Raw genomic sequence first — 21,897 nt, forward strand, 5'->3', positions numbered from 1 at the left:
GCCGTCCCTGGTCCGGCGTCTTTTGACGGCACTTCCTTTTGGCACGTCTTTTTTTGCGCTTCTTCAGGTGCTTGGCCGCGCCGCTGTGTTCTTCCTGTTCTTCTGTTTCCGGTCCCTGCTGTCCGGTTCCTGCCTTACGGTCCATCCGAAAAAGATTGGTGTTTTTGTGCTTAATTGGGTTTCCCCGTCGGCTGCAGCCATGCGCGGATGGAGGGCGCCTCAATGACAGAGACACTTTTCGGCGGCCCCACGCTTCCTCCCGCGTATCCCGAGCGGGCAGCCTGGGGCACCGCCCCCAAGCTGCGCGCCTGGCAGCAGGAGGCGCTGGACAACTACTTCAGCACCCACCCCAAGGATTTCCTCGCCGTCGCGACCCCCGGCGCGGGTAAGACGACGTTCGCCCTGCGCGTGGCGTCCATGCTCATCGACTCCGGTGTGGTCAACCGCGTGACGATCGTGGCGCCGACCGACCACCTGAAGCGCCAGTGGGCCGACGCGGCTGCCAAGGTGGGCATCGCGATCGACCCGAACTTCAAGAACGCCGACGGCCAGCACGGCCGCGGGTTCATCGGCGTCGCGGTGACGTACGCCCAGGTGGCCAGCAAGCCCATGCTCCACCGGGCCAAGACCGAAGCCGCACGCACGCTGGTGATCCTGGACGAGATCCACCACGGCGGCGAGGCGCTCTCCTGGGGTGACGGCCTCCGCGAGGCGTTCGACCCCGCGGCCCGCCGGCTCTCCCTGACCGGCACCCCGTTCCGTTCCGACACCTCGCCCATCCCGTTCGTGGAGTACGCCGAGGACCGGGACGGGATCCGGCGCTCCAAGGCCGACTACACCTACGGCTACGGCAAGGCCCTTCGCGACCACGTGGTCCGCCCGGTGATGTTCATGGCGTACTCCGGCCAGATGCGCTGGCGCACGAGTGCCGGAGACGAAATGGCCGCATCGCTCGGCGAGTCGGCCGTCACGAAGGACATCACCTCACAGGCCTGGCGGACCGCGCTGAACCCGGCCGGCGAATGGATCCCCGCCGTCCTCGCCGGCGCGGACAAACGGCTCAGCGAAGTCCGGCGCAGTGTCCCGGATGCCGGCGGCCTGGTCATCGCCACCGACCACGAGGACGCCCGCGCGTACGCCGGGCAGCTGAAGAAGATCACCGGCGAGTCGCCCACCGTCATCCTTTCCGACGACGCCAAGGCCTCCAGCAAGATCGAGGAATTCACCGCCAGCGAGAAGCGCTGGATGGTGGCCGTCCGGATGGTCTCCGAAGGCGTGGACGTCCCGCGGCTGTCCGTCGGCGTCTATGCCACCTCGACGTCCACCCCGCTGTTCTTCGCCCAGGCCGTGGGACGCTTCGTGCGTGCCCGCAAGCGCGGCGAGACGGCATCGGTCTTCCTGCCGTCCGTCCCGCAGCTGATGGCGCTGGCCAACTCGATGGAGGCCGAGCGCGACCACGCCCTGGACCGCCCCGAGAAGGAGGACAGCGACGGGCTGTTCAATCCCGAGGACTCGCTCATGGACGAGGCGAACCGCGAGGAAAAGGCCTCCGACTCGCTGATGAAGGGCAAGTTCGAGGCCCTGGACTCCCAGGCGTCCTTTGACCGGGTGCTCTTCGACGGCGGCGAATTCGGCACGGGCGGAGAGGTTGGCTCGGAGGACGAGCTCGACTTCCTCGGAATCCCGGGCCTGCTGGACGCCGATCAGGTGGGCACGCTGTTGCGCCAGCGCCAGCACGAACAGCTCAACCGGAAGAACAGGCGCTCCCCGCAGGCCGGCGCCGAACCGGTTGCCCCGGCCGTGCCGGACCACCGGATGCTCATGGACCTGCGCACCGAGCTGGCCAAGAACGTGGCCGCGTGGTCGGCCCGGACCGGGACCCCGCACGGCGTCATCCACACCAAGCTGCGGACCGTCTGCGGCGGCCCCGCCGTCGCGCAGGCCAACGAGGAACAGCTGCAGACCCGCCTGCGGAAGCTCCAGGACTGGTTCATCGGCCGGAAATAGCCGCCGGCCAACGCATAGGGGCAACGCGCAGGTCCAACGCGCAGGGCCACAGCACAGGGGCAAAAGCAGAGGGACCAGGCCGACGGCCTGGTCCCTCTGCTGTGTCTAACGGAGGCGTGTCGGCTACTGGCCGCTGCCGCAGACCTGGCCGTATTTCTGGCCTGCCGCGGTGTAGTCCGCCTTCATGTCCTCGAGCTTGGCCGTGTCCGGTGAGGGCTTGGCCGACTCGTCGAAGTATTCGATGATGGTCTGCAGCGGAGCCCGAAGGTCATCGGAGGCTGCCGCCTTGATAGGCCGCAGCTGGTTGGCGACCCTGGTCATGCCGGCCTTGTCCGACGTCGCCGACTGGGCGGAGACCACGGTCTTGACCCGGGCGCAGGTTTCCTCGTTGCTCAGCTGCGGCGCGGCCGAGCAGCCGGCCGCGCCGAGCAGCGCGCCAGCGGCAATCAGAACGGTCAGGGTCTTCTTCATGGTGTACTCCGGGGTTCTACGGGTAAGACGATAGGGCAACGGTTTCGAGTCTACTTTGGCGGCGGCCTTTTCCCGCCAGCTGTTGCGGGCCACACGGCCCGGGGGAGAGGAGCGCAGCCGTTCAGAGGACATCGACGCCGCCGAGCTCCATCTCGGCCACCGCGTCGTCGAGGTCGTCGGAAATACCGACCGTCAGGCCGCGCAGCACCGTGACGGAGTAGCCGGCCTGCACCGCATCCAGGGCGGTCGCCTTGACGCAGTAGTCCGTGGCGATTCCCACCACCACGATGTCTTCCACGTCGTGGCTCTGCAGCCAGTCATCCAGCCCGATCGCCTCCTCGCCAGCGGCGAAATCAGTGCCGGCGAAAGCACTGGAGGCTGAAGAACCCGGGGCGTCCTCGGTGCCGATTCCGGACACGGGCATGGCGCCGGGTTTCCGGTCCCCGGTGGGGACATCGTCCTCAGGGGCCAGCAGCCCTTCGAAGCCGGAATACGCCGCGGCGAACTGGCCCTTGCGGAAGTAGGCCTGGATGAATTCGGGATCGAGGTCCGGATGCAGTTCGGCCCCGCGGGTGCCCGCCACGCAGTGCGGCGGCCAGCTGTCCACGTGGTCGGGTTCCTCGGAGAAATGCGCGCCCGGATCGATGTGCCAGTCCTGGGTGGCCACGACGTGGTCGAACTGGCCGTGGTGGGCGTCAACGTACTCGCTGATCTCGCCGGCGAGTTCCGCCCCGCCGGTGACGGGCAGGGCACCTCCCTCACAGAAATCGTTCTGGACGTCGACAATGATCAGGGCGCGGGACATTCAGTCCTCCTCGTAGATGGTGGGGATGGCCGCTTCGCCGCGCTGGAGCCGGTTGACCACAGCGGGGAGTTCCTTCATGGTCTCCGCGTGGCGCCGTCGGGCGCGCTGGACCCCTTCGGGCCCAGTCCACCCCGGAAGAATCTCGCCGTTCTTGACGAACTGCTGCAGCAGCGGACGGTCGTTGCCGTCGTCCTCCGGGTGATGGCCGACGCCGACGATTTCTGCGGTGGCGGTTCCGCGTTCGTTGAGCTTGCGCAGCGCGTACTTGCGCCCGCCCTTGCTGGCTTTGTTCTTGGCTGCTTTGGCGACGGAGATGAACTCGCCGTCACCGTCGGTGCGGCTGACAAGCTTATAGACCATGCTGGCCGTCGGTGCCCCGGAACCGGTGACGAGCGAGGTGCCCACGCCGTAGGAATCCACCGGCGCGGACTGAAGCGCGGCGATGGCGAACTCGTCGAGATCCGAGGTCACCACGATCTTGGTGCGGTCGTTGCCGAGCTCGTCGAGCAACTGCCGGACCCACTGGGCCTGGGCCACGAGGTCACCGGAGTCCAGACGGACTGCGCCCAGCTTGTCCCCGGCGAGGTCGACGGCGGTACGGACGGCCGCTTCGACGTCGTACGTGTCAACCAGGAGGGAGGTGTCCGGCCCGAAGGCGGCAATCTGGGCCTCGAAGGCCTGGCGCTCGGAGTCGTGCAGGAGGGTGAAGGAGTGGGCGGCCGTGCCGACGGTCTTCAGCCCGTAGCGCAATCCGGCCTCCAGATTCGAGGTGCTGTCGAACCCGGCGATGACCGCGGCCCGGGCAGCTGCGGCCGCCGACTCCTCGTGCGTCCGGCGCGAGCCCATCTCGATGCACGGGCGGGTGCCGGCGGCCGAGATCATCCGGGAGGCGGCGGAGGCGATCGCGCAGTCGTGGTTGAGCACGGAGAGCAGGTAGGTCTCCAGGATGCAGGCCTCGGCGAAGGTGGATTCGACGATCAGCACGGGGGAGTTCGGGAAGTACGCCTCACCCTCCGGATAGCCCCAGATGTCGCCGGAAAAGCTGTAACCGGCCAGGTAGTCCAGGGTCTGGTCGTTGACCACCTTGGTGCGGCGCAGGTAGTCCAGTTCCGGCTCGCCGAAGCGGAAGTTCGCGATCCCCTCCAGCAGGCGGCCGGTGCCCGCCACGATCCCGTAGCGGCGCCCGTCCGGCAGCCTCCGGGCAAAGGCCTCGAAGACGGATTTCCGGTGTGCCGCGCCGGACTGCAAAGCACCCTGCAGCATCGTCAGCTCGTAGTGGTCGGTGTACAGGGACGTGCGGGGACGGTCCCAGCCAGCTGAGGTACTCACAAATTCACTCTAGTCCCCACCGGCTCCCTCGTCTCGCTTCGCTTCGCCGTGGGGCCCTCGCCGGCGTGGGCCCAGCCACCGGCTCCCTCGTCTCGCTTCGCTTCGCCGTGGGGCCCTCGCCGGCGTGGGCCCAGCCTCCCCATAGAATGGACAGATGACCCTCAGCGTTGCGCTCGGCCCCGACACACGGGAGAGCACCCAGACCGGAACAGTGACGTCAGGCGACGTCCTGACGGCCCCGGACATCCCTTGGAACCTCGTGATCTGGAACGATCCGGTGAACCTGATGAGCTACGTGAGCTACGTGTTCCGCAGCTATTTCGGCTACTCGGAGACCAAGGCCAACAAACTCATGATGGAGGTCCACAAGAAGGGACGCTCGATCGTGGCGCACGGGAGCAAAGAGCAGGTGGAGCAGCACGCCGTCGCCATGCATGGCTACGGCCTGTGGGCGACGGTGGAAAAAGCCACCGGCGGCAGCGGGAGCGGTTCGGGCAAAGGCAAAGGAAAACGTGGCTAAGGCATTCAAGTACGGGCTCAAGGGCATCCGGGGCTTTCTCGAGCCGGCCGAGCGGGAGCTGCTGCGCAGCCTTTTCGACGACGTGATCTCCATGCTCGAGCCCGAGGAGCGCGCCAACGAGGACCCACTGGCCGCCCTGGTGGGGCTGGACGCAGAAGCCCGCGAACCCTCGGACCGCGCCCTGCGGCGGCTGCTGCCGAACGTGGTGAAGAACGACGCCGACGCCTCCCTGGAGTTCCGCCGCTATACGGAGCGTTCGCTGCGCGAAAGCAAGATCGGCGCGCTGAAGGCGGCCGCCCTAAGCCTGGACCGGGAGGACCTCGTGCTGACCCAGGCCGACGCCGGGCACTGGGCCACCGCACTCAACGATGTCCGGCTGGTGCTCGCCGAACGCCTCGACATCCGCGACGACGCCGACGCGGACAACGTCCACCTCATGCAGGACTGGTCCCAGGCCGAGGACGTCGAAAGCTACCTGGCCCTGGTGTACAACTTCACCACCTGGCTGCAGGAGTCGCTGGTCCAGGCCATGGTGCACTCGCTCGATGCCCGGCGCTGAGCGCGAGGGTGTGACCTACGAGACACGAGTTGAGCGCCACAATGTGATGGCCGCTCCGCAAGCGTTGTCCTATCCTCGAATAATCATGACTTCAGCATCGAATATGGATCCGGCAGGGGCTGCTGCGGACTCCCCAGCCCGCAACAACGCAACGGCCCCCACCGGGCCCGAACCGGCTTTGGAGCTGGGGTCGCGGCCCATTGGCGTCTTCGACTCCGGCGTGGGCGGCCTCACCGTGGCCCGGTCCATCATCGACCAGCTGCCCAACGAATCCATCCTCTATGTCGGGGACACGGCGCACGGCCCCTACGGGCCCCTTCCCATCGCCGAAGTCCGGGCCAACGCCCTCGGTGTCATGGACGAGCTCGTGGATTCCGGCGTCAAGCTCCTGACCATTGCCTGCAACTCTGCATCCGCCGCAGTGCTGCGCGACGCCCGCGAACGCTACACAGCCCGCTACGGGATCCCCGTCATCGAAGTGATCCAGCCGGCCGTCCGCCGCGCCGTCGCTGCCACCCGCACGGGCCGTGTGGGCGTGATCGGGACCTCGGCCACGGTGGGCTCGCGCGCCTACGAGGACACATTCGCCGCAGCCCCGGACCTGGAGATCACGTCCGTGGCCTGCCCGGCGTTCGTGCCGTACGTGGAGGCCGGGATCACCACGGGAGCGGAACTGCTGGCCGTCGCCCGCGAGTACCTAGCGCCGCTCATTGCCGCTGGGGTGGACACGGTGGTGCTCGGCTGCACGCACTACCCGCTGCTGACCGGCGTGATCTCCTTCGTCCTGGGCGAGGACGTCACATTGGTTTCCAGCGCCGAGGAAACGGCCAAGGACGTCTACCGGGCCCTGGCCTCCCGTGGCCTGGAGCGCACAGACGCCACGGCCCCCGAACACAATTTCATTGCCACCGGCGACGCCGCCCAGTTCGAGCACCTCGCCCGGCGTTTCCTTGGCCCCGAGGTCCTCAGCGTCCGCCACGTGGACCACGTCGCAGCGCAATACCCCACCGGCAGCCTCGCCCGGATCACCCCGGAAATGATTGCCGCGGCGCAGTCCGCCGCCGCGCAGGCCGGTGCCGTCCGGCCGCGGATCTCGAACTTCGTGGGCGGATCCGCGGGCGGGGGAACACTGCTGTGAAGCTGACTATCGTGGGTTGTACCGGGTCCTTCCCGGGGCCCGGCTCGCCGGCGTCGTGCTATCTGCTGACCGCCAACGACGGCGAGCGGAACTGGAAGATCGTCCTGGACCTCGGCAGCGGGGCGCTCGGCGCCATCCAGCGCTACACGGACCTGGAGGACATCGACGCCATTTTCCTCACCCACCTGCACCCGGACCACTGCATGGACCTGTGCGGGCTCCACGTTGCCGTGCGTTGGAAGCCGGGCGGCTGGGGAAGGGGCAGGATCCCGGTGTGGGGACCGGCCGCCACGGCCGACCGGATGGCAACGGCGTACGGCCTGGACCTGGACCCGGGCATGCACGAGGAATTCGACTTCAGCAACTGGTCCGAGCGCAAGCAGGTGGCCCTCGGCCCGTTCACGGTGACGCCCTACGCGGTGAACCATCCGGTCGAGGAGGCGTACGCCCTCCGTGTGGAGGTCACGGAGCCCGCCAAGGACGGCACGCCCGTGACCCGTATCCTGAGCTACTCCGGGGACACGGACTCCTGCGCGGGCCTTGAGGACTCCGCCCGCGACGCCGACCTCTTCCTGTGCGAGGCGGCCTTCGAGGAAGGCCGCGACGACGCGATCAAGGACGTCCACCTGACCGGCAAGCGGGCGGGGGAGGCCGCCGTCGCCGCCGGGGCGCGGCGGCTGCTGCTGACGCACATTCCCGTCTGGACGTCCCCGACCACCGTCATGGCCGAGGCCAAGGAGGTCTTCGGCAAGGACGTGGCCGTCGCCGTCGCCGGTGTGCACTACACCGTCTAGCTGTAATGCCGGCGCGGGCGGCACCGGGCGAGTCGATAAGCTAAAGACATGACTTCCCAAGCTCCCAGTGTTCCCGTTATCCGCGCCGACGGCCGTACTCCCGACCAGCTGCGCCCGATCAGCATTACCCGCGGCTGGTCCAAGCAGGCCGAGGGTTCGGCCCTGATCGAGTTCGGCAACACCAGGGTCCTGTGCACGGCCTCCCTGACGGAGGGCGTGCCGCGCTGGCTCAAGGGCGAGGGCCGCGGCTGGGTCACGGCCGAGTACGCCATGCTGCCGCGGGCGACGAACACCCGGTCCGACCGTGAATCGGTCAAGGGCAAGATCGGCGGCCGCACCCACGAGATCTCGCGGCTGATCGGCCGCTCGCTGCGCTCCATCATCGACACCAAAGCCCTGGGCGAAATCACGATCGTGCTCGACTGCGACGTGCTGCAGGCCGACGGCGGTACCCGCACCGCGGCCATCACCGGTGCCTACGTGGCACTCGCGGACGCCATCCGCTTCGCCCGTGAGAAGAAGATGATCGGCCGCAACGCCGAGCCCCTGATCGACACGATCGCCGCCGTGTCCGTCGGCATCATCGACGGCGTGCCGATGCTCGACCTGCCCTACGTCGAAGACGTGCGCGCCGAGACCGACATGAACGTGGTGGTGACCGGCTCCGGCAAGTTCGTCGAAGTCCAGGGCACGGCCGAGGGCGCACCCTTCGACCGTGACGAGCTGAACAAGCTGCTGGACCTGGCACTGCTGGGCACCGAGCAGCTCGCCGCCATCCAGCGCGACACCCTGGCGGAGGCCCCGTGACGGACGCGCCGTCCACGGGAGCGCCGGATGCCGGCGGCCCGGGCGCTGACGGCCCCGCCCCGCGGCTCGTCCTCGCCACCCACAACAAGGGCAAGCTCCGCGAACTCCGCGAACTGCTCCGCGGCCAGGTGCCCGGGCTCGACGTCGACACGCAGGTGGTGGACGCCGGCGCCGTCGGGGGCCCCGACGTCGCCGAAACCGGCGTGACTTTCGCCGAAAACTCGCTGCTGAAGGCGCGGGCCGTGGCCGAGGCAACAGGGCTGGTGGCGATCGCCGACGACTCCGGACTTTCCGTGGACGTCCTCGGCGGAGCGCCCGGGATCTTCTCGGCGCGCTGGTCCGGCCGGCACGGCGACGACGCCGCGAACCTGCAGCTCCTGCTCGCCCAGCTGGCCGACGTGCCGGACGAATACCGGGGGGCCGCCTTTGTCTGCGCCGCGGCGCTGGCGGTGCCCGGGTCCTCGCCCGACGGCGGCCGGGAAGTCGTCGAATACGGGCAGCTGGAAGGGACTCTCCTGCGGGAACCGCGCGGCGAGGGTGGCTTCGGCTACGACCCCGTCCTGCAGCCGAACGGGCTGGACCGCAGCTGCGCCGAGCTCAGCTCCGAGGAGAAGAACGCCATCAGCCACCGGGGCCATGCGTTCCGGGCACTGCTGCCGGCCATCGTCGAGGCCCTGTCCGGGAAATAGCCTGCAGGCGTTCTCGCCGCCGGCCTTAAACTGCGGCAGGCCTTAAACGAAGGAGGGCGCCCCACACGGTGGGGCGCCCTCCTTCGTTCACAGCGTTGCCATTGAGGGCGCTTAGGGGGTCTTGCGCTCTTCTTCCGGCTCATGTTCTTCGATGAATTCCTCGACGACGTCCGTGCCGTACTTCTCGGACTGCCGCCTGGCTATGATGCCGCGGATGACTTCAATGGCGATCGGGATGACCGAGACCAGCACGATGGCGATGAAGATGATGTCGAGGTTGTCCTTGACCCACGGCACCTTGTCCCCGAGCAGGTAGCCCAGGAGCGTGACGCCGCCGCCCCACAGCACGGCACCGATAACGTTGTAGGTGAAGAATTTGCGCTTGCTCATCTGCGCGACGCCCACGATCACCGGGACGAAGGTGCGGATGATGGGGACGAACCGGGCCAGGATCAGGGCCTTGCCGCCGTGCTTTTCGAAGAATGCATGCGCGCTATCCACGTTTTCACGCTTGAACAGCTTGGAATTGGGCCTGTTGAACAGGGCAGGTCCCGCCTTGGACCCAATCAGGTAGCCCACCTGGTTGCCGACAATGGCGGCGACGATGATAAGGGCGGTCAGGACCCAGATGTTGACCTGGATGGTGCCGGTGGCCACAAGCAGGCCGGCCGTGAACAGCATGGAGTCCCCGGGCAGGAAGAAGCCGATCAACAGCCCGGTCTCGGCAAAGATGATGCCGCAGACAAGGAGGACCACCCACGGCGCGAAGGCCGGATTCGCGAGGAAGACCTGCGGGTTGAGCCAGTCGGGCAGGAAGGAGGCCAGATGAGGCTGGACGGGGCCGGCGCCGCCGAGGGCGGACACGGCGAGGTCGCTCATTGCTAGTACGTTCACCCGTTAAGGGTACTTGACCGGTGACGGCCGGGCCCGGGGGCCGGCTTCCGGTGGTCGTGCCACGGCGGGAGGCGGAGCCGGCGGACGGTAATGTTGGGGCCGTGGGTTTGGACTTTACGGCGATCGACTTTGAGACCGCAAACGGCTTCCGCGGTTCGCCGTGTGCTGTTGGCCTGAGCAAGGTCCGCGGCGGCGTCGTCGTGGAGGAAGCCTCCTGGCTCATGCGGCCGCCGGAAAACCATGACGCGTTCGATCACCACAACGTCAGGATCCACGGCATCCGGCCGGAGCAGGTGGCGGGACTGCCGCGGTTCGGGGAACTCTTTCCCGAGATCGGCGCGTTCATTGGAGGTGACGTGCTGGCGGCCCACAATGCGGCGTTCGACCTCGGCGTGATCCGCTCGGGCCTGGAAGTCTCCGGGCTGCCCGGACCCGCCTATGACTACGTCTGCACGGTGATGTTGTCCCGGCGCTGCTATTCCCTGGTGTCCAATTCGCTGCCGTACGCGGCCGAGGAAGCCGGCGTGCCGCTGGTGAACCATCACGATGCCGCCGAGGACGCCCGTGCCTGTGCCGGCATCCTGATCGACATCGCCGCCCGCAACGGGGCGGCGAGCATCGCGGAACTCTATCTGTCACTGGGCCTGGCGGTGTCGCGCCAGCCGGCCTTCGACCCCCGGCGCGACCCGTTGTCCAAAGCCACCGTCGCCGCGCTGGAGGCGCTCGCGGGTGGAAATGCAGCTGCGCCGTCACGCCGGCCGTTCGCCGCCGGGTGGCCGGAGGAAGGCCCCAACCCGGTGCCCAATGCTGCGGCCAGCCCGGACCACCCGCTGTTCGGCCAGACTGTCGTTTTCACCGGCGAACTGGCGATTCCCCGCCCCGAAGCCAAGGTCCGATCCGCCGAGCTTGGCGCCAGGCCTGAAAGCCGGGTCACGGCCCGCACCACCGTCCTGGTGGTGGGGGACGGCTTTGTGGCCGCGGACCTGCGCTCGGGCCGGCTCACCGGCAAGGCCCGCCGCGTCCTGGAACTGCACGACCGCGGGCAGCAGATCGAAGTGCTGTCCGAGGGCGAATTCCTGCAGATGGTCGGCGGACACGTGGCCGCCGTCCCCGCCTGAGCCTGCCTTCTGAACCGGGCCTGCCTGACTCGCCTGGACCGGTCCCGTCTGAACCCGTCCTGCCTGAACCCGTCCCGTCTGAACCCGTCCCGCCTGAACCCGCAGTCACACGGCGCAACAATCATTCCCGGCATGGCGGGCCCGCTCGTAGCCTTGGCGGATGAGCAAACTGCCGGATGCACAGACCCCCGCTGTCCCGTCGAAATCAGGGCCGTCCGAGTCGGTGCCGTCACAGCCGGTGCTGTCGGATGGGGTGCTGTCGCAGCGCGGTATTGACTGGCGGAAGGTATTCGCGTTCCCGAACCCGGTGAACGAGTACTCCGCCCGCATTACCGCCGCCCTGGTTGTGGCGCTCTCCGCGGTCACCCTGCTGACCGGTTTCGGCTGGGGGCTCGCCATCATCGCGGCTGGGTTCTGGCTGCGCGTGCTCTTCGGCCCCCGGATCTCGCCCCTGGCCCAGTTCTCGGTTAAGATCCTGACGCCCTGGCTCGGCCGGACCCGCCTCGTTCCCGGGCCGCCCAAGCGATTCGCCCAGGGCATGGGCGCCGCCATGTCGACGGCCGCCGCGCTGCTGCTGGCGGCCGGCCTCGCTCCGGCGGCGTGGGTCCTGCTTGCCGTGCTGATCGCGGCTGCGTCCCTGGAGGCATTCGCCGGGTTCTGCCTCGGATGCACCATCTTCGGCTTCCTGCAGCGCCGCGGCCTCATTCCCGAGGACGTCTGCGAAGCCTGCAACAACATCTCTCTCCGCCGCGCCTAGGACCCGGCGAGGCTGGGTTCCGGCGAGGTTGGGTTCCGGCGAGGCTGGGATTCTGCGAGGCTGGGACCCGGCGAGGCTGGGATTCTGCGAGGCTGGGACCCGGCGAGGCTAGGAAAAGGCGGGCCTGGGACCCGGCGAGTCTGCCTTCCGACGGGCCAAGGGTCCGGCGAGTCCGGGTTCCGATGGGCCTGGGATCCGGCTTGTCTGGGTTTCGGCGAGTCTGCCTCTGGACATGTCCTCGGGAGGCTCTGACAGTTGGACATAGTGGCATTATGTCCAGTCCTCGCCCCCGCGAATGCGCATGTCCTGAGCTGCGGCTGCCAGGGAGGGACATGTCCCGCGTTCTGACGGCGGACTGGGCATGTCCTGGGTACCCAGCAGTGGCGGATGGACATGCCCCTGGCAGGGATGCGCGACTGGGCATGTCCGGTGGTGTGCGGCAACCGGGATGGACATGCCGCTCGCAGCGGTGCACGACTGGGCATGTCCGGTGGTGTGCGGCAACCGGGATGGACATGTCTCTTGCGGCGAGGCACAACGGGGCATATCCCGTGCAGAAGCCGGCCCAGGTGACGGCAGAAGGACGGTCCCGCCCTGCACGAACGCCGGAAGCACGAATGCCGGAGACCTGGCGCCTAGCGGACAGGCCGGCGCAGTACAGCTAGGTGCCCGTGACGTCCGCCAGCTTCGAGGCCATGCCTCGGATGACCTCCGGCGCTTGGAGCTCCGCAAGCCAGTCGGCCGGCAGGCACCGCTCGCCGTAGTACGCCCCCAGGATGTTCCCGGCGATCGACGCCGTCGAGTCGCTGTCCCCGCTGTGGTTCACCGCCACCGCAATGGCGGCACGGAAATGGTTCTGGGCCGGCAGCCCGGCGATGCCGGAGTCCGACGCTGTTTCTGTCCCGGTTCCCGGGGCGGTGGCCAGCACGGCGTATAGCGCGACGGCGAGGGCTTCCTCGGCCACCCACCCCTCGCCGAGTTCGCTGACCAGGTCCTCGGGGCTGAGCAGACCGCCGTGGCCGGGAAGGTCGCCCGTCAGCTGCAGGGCTGCCTCAAACCGGGCCACCACGTCCGGATCCGGCTCTTCGCCCTTCCGCAGGACGCCGCCGCGCAGGTGCCCGAGGGCGGCCTGGGCCGCTTCGCGCAACTCGAGGCCAGAGGCCAGGGCATGGATGAGTAGGCTGAAGACGCCGGCGCTCTGCCGCGCCGCGGGGTGGCCGTGGGTCAGAGACGCGGCGTCCGCGCTGAGCTTGTAGACCAATTCGGGCCCGAGGTGCGGGATCAGGCCGAACGGCGCTGAGCGCATCACGGTGCCGCAGCCCTTGGCCTCGGGATTGACCGGCCGCTGCACGGTACCCATCTCGCCCGTGGCGAGCCCGCTCAGGCAGGCGTTGCCGGGCGAGCGCCTGCTCTTCAGAACGTCCTGGGCATCGATCCAGCGCGGCGGCTGGAAAGGGGCCGACGGCGGGACGGCGACACCCTGGGTGCCCAGCCAGCGCAGGTACGCGAGCCACAGGCACGCGTTGATGTCCGCCGCCACGCCGTCGTTCGCCCATTCCAGCGCCTCGAGGAGGCCGTCCGCGGTGTAAAGGGTCATTTGCGTGTCGTCCGAGAAGGGGCTGCCGGCGTCGAGCGCGGAAAAGTCCTGCAGTCCCGCGGGGCCGAACCGGGCGCGGATCGCGGCAATGTCATCGAACTCCACGGCGTAGCCCAGCGAATCGCCGAGTGCACCCCCCAGCAGGCAGCCGTGGATGCGCGAGCCGTGGGCCGGGGCGGGGGAGTCCGGCTGGCCGGGTTTTGGGGCTGATGCGGGAGTGGTCCCGGGCTCGGTGCTCATGTCCTCAAATTTACCCGGCGCCGCCCCACCCGTTGCACCGCACGCTGCAATGCCGCACTCTGCAATGCCGCAACTGTGTAGTGCAGTGCAGTGCAGTGCAGTGCAGTGCCGGACGGGCGGCGGGTGCGGAACGCCGGTAGGGTGCTGTTAGGGCCCGTCCAGCGGTCAGGCGAAGCAACCGCCGGCGGCGTATCCGTCGGCAGCGGAGGAATCGAATGCGCGAACCAGCGTGGCGGAAGACCGGGAACACACCGGATTACAGATTCTCCCTGGCCAACGAGCGGACGTTCCTGGCCTGGATCCGCACGTCCCTGGCCCTGATTGCCGGTGCCCTGGCGATCGACCAGCTGGCCCCGGAGATCGCGCCCGGCCCCGTGCGGATTGTCCTGTGCGTCATCCTCGCGTTCCTGGGCGCGGGCCTGGCCGCCTTGTCCTACCACCGGTGGGGACTCATGGAGGCGGCCATGCGGAACAACCGGGAGCTGCCGTTTTCCGCCGTGATGCTGGTGATGACGATCGGCGTCGCGGCCGCGGCCCTGGTGTTCGCCATCCTGATCCTGGTGGCACGGTGAGCCCTGATCCGGCCCGGGATCCCGGACTGCAGCCCGAGCGGACATCCCTGTCCTGGCGCCGGACGATGCTCGCGCTGATCGTGGCCGACCTGCTGATCTGGCGCAGCTGGGCGCTCGCGGGGTCCCGCGGCGGCGGAGCGGTCCCCGTCGATTTCCTTGGAGTGTGCGCGCTCGTCGCCATGGCCGCCACGCTGGTCCTGGGTGTGTGCGTGCTGGTCCGCGGGCGGGAGCTCCGGCGCTCCAACGCCGCGCCGCCGGCGACGCTCCTGCGCTGGGCCGCCGCCGCCGTCGTGGCCCTTGCCGCCAGCGCCGTGACTGCGGTGGCCCTGGGGCACTGAACCGGTAACTGGACAGGACCGATAACTGCACAGGGCGGTTGGGCCGCTTCACGGGCACTAGGCAAGAATCCAGCCAACATCCAGATTCCGCTGGAAGACTGCTGGCGGACCTATTCTCCGGGCGGCCAAGGCCTTCCCCGGACCACAACCCAGCGGCGGGCCGGACGCCGCAAAGTGCAGCCCCAGGCACGCCGCCACCAGCAAAGGAAGTCCTGAACATGACCCTTCTTGTGCCAGCCCCCGAGTCCGTTGGCGTCCAGCCTCCGGCCGTCGGCGACGCTTCGCCCCGACCGGGACTCATCGCCCGGCTGTCCGCCGAGGCGTTGGGGACCCTGATCGTCGTCGTCGCAGGCCTGGGCGTGCCGCTGTTCACCATTCCGCAGTCGAACCCGCTGCCCGCTGCCCTTGCCGCCGGCCTGGCGCTGACGGCGGCGATGCTCGCCGTCGGCTACGTTTCCGGTGGCCACTTCAACCCCGCCGTCACCATTGGCAACGTCATCGCCGGCCGGATCCGCCTGGCCGCAGCCGCGGCCTACATCGGAGCCCAGCTTGTGGGTGCGGCGCTCGGCGCCGTGGCCCTGTTCGGTGTCCTGCGCACCGTGCCGACGATCAACGACAGCACGGGCGCCTTCGCCACCGTGGCGGCCGGATTCGGCGAGCATTCCATCATCCAGGTGCCCATGGCCGGTGTCCTGCTCGTTGAGGTCCTCGGCACGGCCCTGCTCGTGGCTGTCTTCCTTGCCACGACGGCCAGCCGGAACCCCGCCAGGGCGGCGGCTCCTTTCGCGGTCGGCCTGACGACGGCGATGCTCCTGCAGCTTGGCCAGGCGCTCGGCAATGTCCCGTTCAACCCGGCCCGGGCCACGGCATCGGCCATCTTCAGCGGCCCGGATGCACTCGGGCAGCTGTGGCTGTTCTGGGTGGCGCCGGTGGTTGGTGCGGCCATCGCGGGACTGGCTTTCCGCGGCTTCGCGCAGGGCGCCCAGACTGCCAAGACAACTGACCCGGCTGGCGCAGCGTTCACACCTGCCGAATCTAACGACGCCGATTTGGCTGGGTCCGACTTGGACGACTTCGACGCCGCCGACTTGGATGACGCAGAACTGACCGGCGCTCGGCTGACCGGCGCTCGGCGGTGCGGCGCAGCGGACGACGCCGACAAGGGCGCCCCCGCCGGGCGCAGCGGCAAAGCGAAGGCTGCGGCTGCCGAGAACGACGAGGCCCGCAGCTTCTTCGACCGCAATGGTGGAAAGTAGCCACCCTTCACCACGATTACCCCTAGTTGACCTCCGTCACCCTTCCGGGGTGGTGGCGCAAGAGTGTCGGTGGCAGCCGATACCGTAGGAATATGCGGTTATTGCACACCTCCGACTGGCACTTGGGCCGGTCCTTCCATGGCATCGGCATGCTGGATGCCCAGCGCGCCTTCATTGACCAGCTCGTGACCTTTGTCCGGGAAGAGGCCGTGGACGTTGTCCTCATCGCCGGGGACGTCTATGACCGCGCGCTGCCGGGAGTCGACGTCGTCGGCCTGCTGGATGACGCCCTGGTGCGCCTCACCGGTGCCGGCGCCCAAGTTGTCCTGACCAGCGGCAACCACGACTCCGCCATCCGGCTGGGGTTCGCTTCGCGGCTGCTTGAGCGCGGGGGAGTGCATTTGCGCACGCGGCTGGACGAGCTTGACCACCCCGTGCTCTTTCCGCTTACGGACAAGACAGATGACGAGGCTGCGCCGCTGCTGGCCATCTACGGCATTCCCTGGCTGGAGCCCCGGCTCGTCGCCGAGCAGCTGGCCGTCCAGACCGCCAGCCACTTCGAGGTCACACGCGCCGCCACCGAACGGATCCGTGCAGACGTGCTGCGCCGCAGTGAGAGCCGGACCGTCCATTCGGTGGTCCTGGCGCACACTTTCGCCAGCGGAGGCATCAGCTCCGACAGCGAACGGGATCTGAGCATCGGCGGCGTCGGCGCTGTCCCGCTGGATCTCTTCGACGGCTTTGGCTACACGGCACTGGGCCACCTGCACGGCCGGCAAGAGCTGTCACCCGCAGTGCGCTACTCCGGCTCGCCGCTGGCGTACTCCTTCTCGGAAGCCAAGCACCGGAAGGGAAGCTGGCTCGTGGAGGTCGACGCCGAAGGCATCGGCGACGTGCGCGAAGTGCTGTGGGACGCGCCCCGGAATCTCGCCGTGCTCCGCGGAAAACTGGAGGACCTCCTCGAATCGGAGGATTTCGCTTGGGCCGAGGGCGCCTATTGCCAGATCACGCTGACGGACACCGCCCGCCCGGCACAAGCGATGGACCGTCTGCGGTTGCGGTTCCCCGACACCCTGGTTCTCGGCTTCGATCCCGAAGGGGCCGGCGCGGCGCCGAAGGCCAGCTACAGCAGCCGGCTTGCCGAAGCCGACGATGACCTCGCCGTCTGCTGCGGATTCCTCGATCACGTCCGGGGCCGGCCCGCTTCCGACGCCGAAGCAGCCGTTCTCGCAGAAGCGCTCGAGGCCGTGCGCCTGGAAGGGATATCCCTGTGAGGATCCACCGCCTGGAGATTTCCGCCTTCGGACCGTTCGCCGGCACGGAGCGGATCGACTTCGACCGTCTCAGCGCACACGGTCTGTTCCTGCTGAACGGCGCCACCGGCGCGGGCAAAACCAGCGTCCTGGACGCCATCTGTTTCGCCCTGTACGGGTCGGTGCCCGGGGCCCGGCAGGACGGAAAGCGGTTGCGCAGCGACCACGCGGACACGGCCGCAGAGCCGAGGGTCACCTGCGAGTTCTCCGCTAAGGGCCGGCATTTCGAAGTCTCCCGGGCGCCCGCCTGGGACAAACCGAGCGCCCGGGGCAAGAACGGCTTCACCCTCCAGCAGGCCAACACGCTGCTGCGAGAACGGATCGACGGCGCGTGGGTCGAAAAATCCGGTCGGAATGATGAGGCCGGTGCCGAGATCGCCGATGTCCTGGGCATGAACCGGGACCAGTTCACCCGTGTGGTCATGCTGCCGCAGGGCGACTTCGCGGCGTTCCTGCGCTCCAAGGCATCGGACCGCCTGGAGCTGCTGCAGAGCCTGTTCGGCACCCAGCGCTTTGAGGCCGTGGAACAGGAATTGTCCCGGCAGGCGCAGGCAGCCAAAACCGAAGTTGCCAGCCTGACCACGAGGCTGGAGCTGCTGCTGGCCCAGGCTGAGTCAGAAACCGCGGCGCTCGACCTCGACCCCGCCGGGGCCCCCGGGAGGGACATGCCCGACGCCCTCTTGGCCTGGCTGGACGGCGCAGCCGCAACCGCCGCGCAGGAGCGGCGGACCGCCGCCGCAGCAGCCGAGCAACGGGCCGCCGAACAGGCCACCGTCTTGGAGGCCGCCAACGCGCGGGCCAACCGCCACGCCAGGCTTGCCGCCGCGGAACTGCGACGGATCGACGCCGACGCTGAGGCGCCGGTCCTGGCGCAAAAGGCCGTAACCCTTGGCCTGCACCGCCAGGCCGAGGTGCTGGGCGGCCAGCTGCGCGCCGTCGAAAGTGCCGCGGCGGCCGAGGACCTGGCCGAAAAGGCCCTGCTGGAGGCCGCCCGGCAGCTGCGGACTGCGGCAGCCACGGACCCCGAACTCGCCGGGCAGGACCTCCTCGACGCCGGCGCCGAGGACACTTCCATCGGCGCTGGCGCTGCTGGCCGGCGCGCCCCGCTGGACAGCGCGGCCCTGCGGAGCACCCTCGGACGGCTGAGGTCCCTGCGGGCCGTGCTCACCGAACGCCTGCCCGACGAATCCCGGCTCATCGCACTCACTGACCGCAGCAGCACGCTGCGCGCGCAGCTCCAGGAGCTGGAAACAGGGCAGCGGACAAGTGCCGCTGCCCTGGATGTGCTGCGCTTGGAATCGGCGGCCATCTCCGCCGGCATCCGTCCCCTCGAGGAACTCGCTGCGGAAGTCCAGCTGCGCACCAAGGAGGCCACGGCAGCCGACGAACTCGTGACCATCGTTGGCCGCTTCCTCGCCGCCGAGGCCGAGTGCTCGGCAACCGAGGACCGGCACGCCGCGGCCCGGAACGTCCACCAGGACCGGAGGCAGCACTGGCTGGACCTCCGTGAGCAGCGGCTGATGAACGCCGCCGCCGAGCTCGCCACCCAGCTCCTCGCCGGAGTTCCCTGCCCCGTCTGCGGCAGCCCGGAACACCCCTCGCCCGCCCCCGCCGCGGCCTCCGCGCTGACGGTCGCCGAGGCCGAGAAGGCCGCGCAAGAGGCCACCGACCTCGCCGAAGAGGCCTTCGCTGCCCTCGGCCGCGAGCTCTCCGACGCACAACAGCGCGTCGCCGTCCTGGCGGCGCAGGGCGGCAACACGCCTCCGGAGGAAGCCCGTGCGGAGGCGGCCCAGGCCCGGGAACGGGCGGATGAGGCCGGCCGCGCGGCCACGGACCTCGCCGCGGGACGAGCCCGGCTGGCCGAACTCGAAGCGGCCATCGCCGCCGCGGACCGGGCGCAGGCCGACGCCGCCTCCGGCATCGCCCAAACGCAGTCCACGATCACCGAAGTCGGGGAACAGGCCGGAGTCCTCGAACACGCCCTCGAGCAGTTGCGCGCCGGCCATGCCACCCTCGATCAACGCATCGCCGCCCTGACGTCGACGACGGCGGTCCTGGAGCGGGGCGACGCCGCTCAGTCCGCCCTCGAGCAGGCCGCCGCCCGCACCCAGGAGGCACGCCGGCACCTTGACGAGTCGCTTCCCCCGGCCGGTTTCGGCACCGAGGCCGCGGCGCGGGAGGCACTGCTGCCGGCACCGGTGGCCAGCGGTCTCGAAACCGCCATCCGGGCGGGACAGGACGAGGCCGCCCGGATCCAGGAACTGTTCGCCGGGGAAGACCTCGCACTGGCCGCAGCCGAGCGGGCCGCAGGGGACCTCGTCAGCGACGCCGCCCTCGAACAGCTCAAAGCGGAGTCGGCGGCCGCCGAACGCACAGCCTGGGAAGCCGCACTTGCGGCCGGACTGGCGGAAAACTCGCTGCGGAACCTCGGACGCATCGCCGGTGACTACAAGGAACTTGCCGCCGCCGGCAGGGAACCCCGGGACCGGGCCGCACTGCTTGCCGCCGTGGCCGACGCGGCCAAGGGCGGAGGCGACAACACCTACCGCATGAGCCTGAACAGCTATGTCCTCGCGGCCCGGCTGGAGCAGGTGGCGGTCGCGGCCTCGGAACGCCTGATCGGGATGAGCGACGGCCGCTACACGCTTCAGCACACCGATGCGAAGGCCGCGCGCGGCGCGAAGTCCGGCCTCGGCCTGGAAGTCGTCGACGAGTGGACCGGCCAGCGCCGGGACACCGCCACACTCTCCGGCGGTGAATCCTTCATGGCCTCGCTGGCGCTGGCCCTCGGGCTGGCCGACGTCGTGCAGCACGAGTCCGGCGGTGTGGACATCGAGACCCTGTTCGTGGACGAAGGATTCGGCAGCCTCGACGACCAGGCACTGGAACAGGTTATGGACGCCCTTGAAGGCCTCCGCGACGGCGGCAGGGTGGTCGGACTAGTCAGCCACGTGGCGGAAATGAAGCAGCGCATTGGCACCCAGCTCCAGGTGGTCAAGGGCCGCAGCGGCTCGACCTTGCACATCAGCGACGACGCTCGCGTCTGAGCCACGCCAACGGGTTGCCCGTCGCGGAATCAGCTATCATTGATCTGTTACCGGGTCGCGCGCATCGGGAGGAGGGACGATGCGCATTATTGACCGAACCCGGAAACCATGAACCCTTCACCGTCTTCTCTGGCGTCCACTCTTGACGCACCCCTTTCGACCGACACCCGGCCCGCCACTGCACCGGCGCTTGCTCCTGCCACTGCACCGGCACCCGCCGCTGCATTTGAGCCGGCCAAGGGCGGCCGCTTCGCGCGGCTGCCGCTGCTCGCCGGCCGGAGCTTCATCCCGCTGGGGCTCTTCGCCCGCCTGCCGCTGGCCATGCTCACCGTCGGGGCCCTGACGCTCGTCACCGCCGTCACGGACTCTTACGCCGTGGGCGGCGCCGCGGCCGGTGCCGTCGGCATCGGTTCCGCACTGGGAGCCCCCGTCCTGGGCGTCCTCGCCGACCGGCTCGGCCAGCGCGGCGTCCTGCTCGTGTCCGCAGTCGCCAATACGGTGGCCATTGTTGCCCTGATCCTCGCGGCGTACCTCATCCCCGGGGCGAAGGACCTTGCCGCCGCCGTCCCCGTCCTGGCCGCCGCGTTCGTGGCCGGCGCAAGCTGCCCGCAGGTCGGTCCGCTGGCACGCGTGCGCTGGATGGCGCTGACTTCCCGGACCTTCGGGCCCGGCCGCAGCGCGGCGGCCAATTCCGCGGACCTGGACACCGCACTGTCCTATGAGAGCACCGCGGACGAGCTCACCTTCGTGCTCGGCCCGGCACTCGTCGGCATCCTCGCGAGCCTGCTCGCGCCGTGGCTTCCGCTGGCCCTCGCCGCGGTACTGACTCTCGTCCTTGTCCCGGCGTTCGCCGTCCACCCCACGCACCACGCGGTGGTCCGCACAGCGCGGCGCCCGGCCGCTGCTGCTTCAGGCGTGGCCGCCGCACCCGCCGCCGGATCAGCCGACGGCCCGGACGGCGACCGGCGCCGGGAGACGCGCCCTGCGGCCCAGCGCGCCAGGACCCTGGCCGCCGTCGCGCTTCCCGTGCTGGCGATGGTATGTATGGGCACGTTCTTCGGCTCCACCCAGGCATCCCTGAGTTCCTTTTCGGCCAGCTTCGCCACCTCCGAACTCGCGGGCCTGCTCTACGCCGTCATGGGACTGAGCTCCGCAGCTGCGGCCCTCTCGGTCGCCTACTGGCCCCGGCGCTTTAGCGTGAACGCCCGCTGGATCGCGTGCGCGGCCCTCATGGCCGGACTCGCACCGCTGCTGTTGCTGCCCTCGACCGCGCTGCCGATGATCCTGGTCCTGCTGGTTCTGGGCCTGCCCGTGGGCCCGCTCATGGTCACTGTGTTCGCCATCGGCGGCCTCGTGGCCCCGGCCGGCAAGCTCGGCACGGTCATGACCGCCCTGGCCAGCGGCATTGTCGCAGGCACCGCGCTCGGATCTTCGATCGCCGGGCAGCTGGCCCAGAACTTCGGATATTCGACGGCGTTCCTGGTTCCCGTGTGTGCCGCCACGGCGCTGTTCCTGCTGGGAACGGCAGCCGCCGTCGTGCTCCGGCAACGCGGAAGGAAGACGGCGCCGGCCGCCTAAGCCCCGCTAACCCGCCGTTGCGCTATCACTCTTGGTCCCTAAAACGGCGCCAAGAGGACACCTACTGA

General features: G+C 69.2%; 20 protein-coding genes. 15 read left to right on the top strand and 5 right to left on the bottom strand.

Annotated features, from left to right (window positions below; all coding sequences use genetic code 11):
• Positions 1 to 222: 222 nt before the first annotated feature.
• Positions 223 to 2,007: a DEAD/DEAH box helicase gene (locus AB4089_RS01270; protein ID WP_441407521.1), complete on the top strand. Its 1,785-nt coding sequence runs from the start codon at positions 223 to 225 to the stop codon at positions 2,005 to 2,007.
• A gap of 123 nt (positions 2,008 to 2,130) precedes the next feature.
• On the opposite strand, the gene AB4089_RS01275 is transcribed toward AB4089_RS01270, so the two are convergent.
• The 3 genes from AB4089_RS01275 to AB4089_RS01285 form a co-directional block, all read right to left on the bottom strand.
• The gene (locus AB4089_RS01275) at positions 2,131 to 2,478 is read right to left on the bottom strand and encodes a hypothetical protein (protein WP_441407522.1); all 348 of its coding nucleotides are present in this window, start codon (positions 2,476 to 2,478) and stop codon (positions 2,131 to 2,133) included.
• 121 nt (positions 2,479 to 2,599) lie between these two features.
• Positions 2,600 to 3,283 carry an isochorismatase family protein gene (locus AB4089_RS01280; protein WP_441407523.1) on the bottom strand — a complete coding sequence of 228 codons (684 nt, stop codon included), beginning with the start codon at positions 3,281 to 3,283 and terminating at the stop codon, positions 2,600 to 2,602.
• Positions 3,284 to 4,612, bottom strand: a complete 1,329-nt coding sequence (locus AB4089_RS01285) for a nicotinate phosphoribosyltransferase (RefSeq protein WP_441407524.1) — start codon at positions 4,610 to 4,612, stop codon at positions 3,284 to 3,286.
• A 154-nt stretch (positions 4,613 to 4,766) separates the two neighbouring features.
• On the opposite strand from AB4089_RS01285, the gene clpS reads away from it, so the two are divergent.
• From clpS to rdgB, 6 genes are all read left to right on the top strand, one after another.
• Positions 4,767 to 5,132, top strand: coding sequence for an ATP-dependent Clp protease adapter ClpS (gene clpS / locus AB4089_RS01290; RefSeq protein WP_390204619.1), 366 nt, complete (start codon positions 4,767 to 4,769; stop codon positions 5,130 to 5,132).
• Complete coding sequence (locus AB4089_RS01295) at positions 5,125 to 5,691, top strand: DUF2017 domain-containing protein (protein ID WP_441407525.1); 567 nt, start codon at positions 5,125 to 5,127, stop codon at positions 5,689 to 5,691. Before clpS ends, AB4089_RS01295 begins: the two co-directional genes overlap by 8 nt.
• 85 nt (positions 5,692 to 5,776) lie before the next feature.
• Complete coding sequence (gene murI, locus AB4089_RS01300) at positions 5,777 to 6,829, top strand: glutamate racemase (protein WP_441407526.1); 1,053 nt, start codon at positions 5,777 to 5,779, stop codon at positions 6,827 to 6,829.
• Positions 6,826 to 7,623 (top strand): MBL fold metallo-hydrolase, encoded by a 798-nt coding sequence (locus AB4089_RS01305; protein WP_441407527.1) that lies wholly within the window; start codon positions 6,826 to 6,828, stop codon positions 7,621 to 7,623. The genes murI and AB4089_RS01305 overlap by 4 nt, the downstream gene beginning before the upstream one ends.
• A 48-nt stretch (positions 7,624 to 7,671) precedes the next feature.
• The gene (rph, locus tag AB4089_RS01310) at positions 7,672 to 8,430 is read left to right on the top strand and encodes a ribonuclease PH (RefSeq protein WP_377985165.1); all 759 of its coding nucleotides are present in this window, start codon (positions 7,672 to 7,674) and stop codon (positions 8,428 to 8,430) included.
• A complete protein-coding gene (gene rdgB / locus AB4089_RS01315; RefSeq protein WP_441407528.1) occupies positions 8,427 to 9,119 on the top strand; it encodes an RdgB/HAM1 family non-canonical purine NTP pyrophosphatase in 693 nt (230 codons plus the stop codon). Before rph ends, rdgB begins: the two co-directional genes overlap by 4 nt.
• Positions 9,120 to 9,230: 111 nt before the next feature.
• Here rdgB and AB4089_RS01320 read toward each other — a convergent pair whose 3' ends face one another.
• Positions 9,231 to 9,998 (bottom strand): VTT domain-containing protein, encoded by a 768-nt coding sequence (locus tag AB4089_RS01320; RefSeq protein WP_441407675.1) that lies wholly within the window; start codon positions 9,996 to 9,998, stop codon positions 9,231 to 9,233.
• Between the two features lie 116 nt (positions 9,999 to 10,114).
• Here AB4089_RS01320 and AB4089_RS01325 point away from each other — a divergent pair, with 116 nt between their 5' ends.
• Positions 10,115 to 11,131 carry an exonuclease domain-containing protein gene (locus tag AB4089_RS01325; protein ID WP_441407529.1) on the top strand — a complete coding sequence of 339 codons (1,017 nt, stop codon included), beginning with the start codon at positions 10,115 to 10,117 and terminating at the stop codon, positions 11,129 to 11,131.
• Between the two features lie 160 nt (positions 11,132 to 11,291).
• On the top strand, positions 11,292 to 11,888 hold the full coding sequence (locus AB4089_RS01330) for a DUF4395 domain-containing protein (RefSeq protein ID WP_441407530.1): 597 nt from the start codon (positions 11,292 to 11,294) through the stop codon (positions 11,886 to 11,888).
• 661 nt (positions 11,889 to 12,549) lie between these two features.
• Here the strand turns inward: AB4089_RS01330 and AB4089_RS01335 are convergent.
• Positions 12,550 to 13,725 (bottom strand): ADP-ribosylglycohydrolase family protein, encoded by a 1,176-nt coding sequence (locus AB4089_RS01335; protein WP_441407531.1) that lies wholly within the window; start codon positions 13,723 to 13,725, stop codon positions 12,550 to 12,552.
• 215 nt (positions 13,726 to 13,940) lie between these two features.
• Between AB4089_RS01335 and AB4089_RS01340 the strand changes: the two genes are divergently transcribed.
• The 6 genes from AB4089_RS01340 to AB4089_RS01365 all read left to right on the top strand — a co-directional run bounded on the left by AB4089_RS01340 (position 13,941) and on the right by AB4089_RS01365 (position 21,829).
• Entirely contained in the window at positions 13,941 to 14,297 is a 357-nt protein-coding gene (locus tag AB4089_RS01340; protein ID WP_390204633.1) for a YidH family protein, read from the top strand.
• On the top strand, positions 14,294 to 14,635 hold the full coding sequence (locus tag AB4089_RS01345; RefSeq protein WP_441407532.1) for a DUF202 domain-containing protein: 342 nt from the start codon (positions 14,294 to 14,296) through the stop codon (positions 14,633 to 14,635). Before AB4089_RS01340 ends, AB4089_RS01345 begins: the two co-directional genes overlap by 4 nt.
• Positions 14,636 to 14,853: 218 nt before the next feature.
• Positions 14,854 to 15,891, top strand: coding sequence for an MIP/aquaporin family protein (locus AB4089_RS01350; RefSeq protein ID WP_441407533.1), 1,038 nt, complete (start codon positions 14,854 to 14,856; stop codon positions 15,889 to 15,891).
• A 92-nt stretch (positions 15,892 to 15,983) separates the two neighbouring features.
• Positions 15,984 to 17,165, top strand: coding sequence for an exonuclease SbcCD subunit D (locus AB4089_RS01355; RefSeq protein ID WP_441407534.1), 1,182 nt, complete (start codon positions 15,984 to 15,986; stop codon positions 17,163 to 17,165).
• Entirely contained in the window at positions 17,162 to 20,251 is a 3,090-nt protein-coding gene (locus tag AB4089_RS01360; RefSeq protein ID WP_441407535.1) for an AAA family ATPase, read from the top strand. The genes AB4089_RS01355 and AB4089_RS01360 overlap by 4 nt, the downstream gene beginning before the upstream one ends.
• Before the next feature lie 108 nt (positions 20,252 to 20,359).
• Positions 20,360 to 21,829 (top strand): MFS transporter, encoded by a 1,470-nt coding sequence (locus AB4089_RS01365; RefSeq protein ID WP_441407536.1) that lies wholly within the window; start codon positions 20,360 to 20,362, stop codon positions 21,827 to 21,829.
• Positions 21,830 to 21,897 lie beyond the last annotated feature (68 nt).

It is taken from the genome of Arthrobacter sp. 2MCAF15 (assembly GCF_052115605.1).
Classification (GTDB): domain Bacteria; phylum Actinomycetota; class Actinomycetes; order Actinomycetales; family Micrococcaceae; genus Arthrobacter.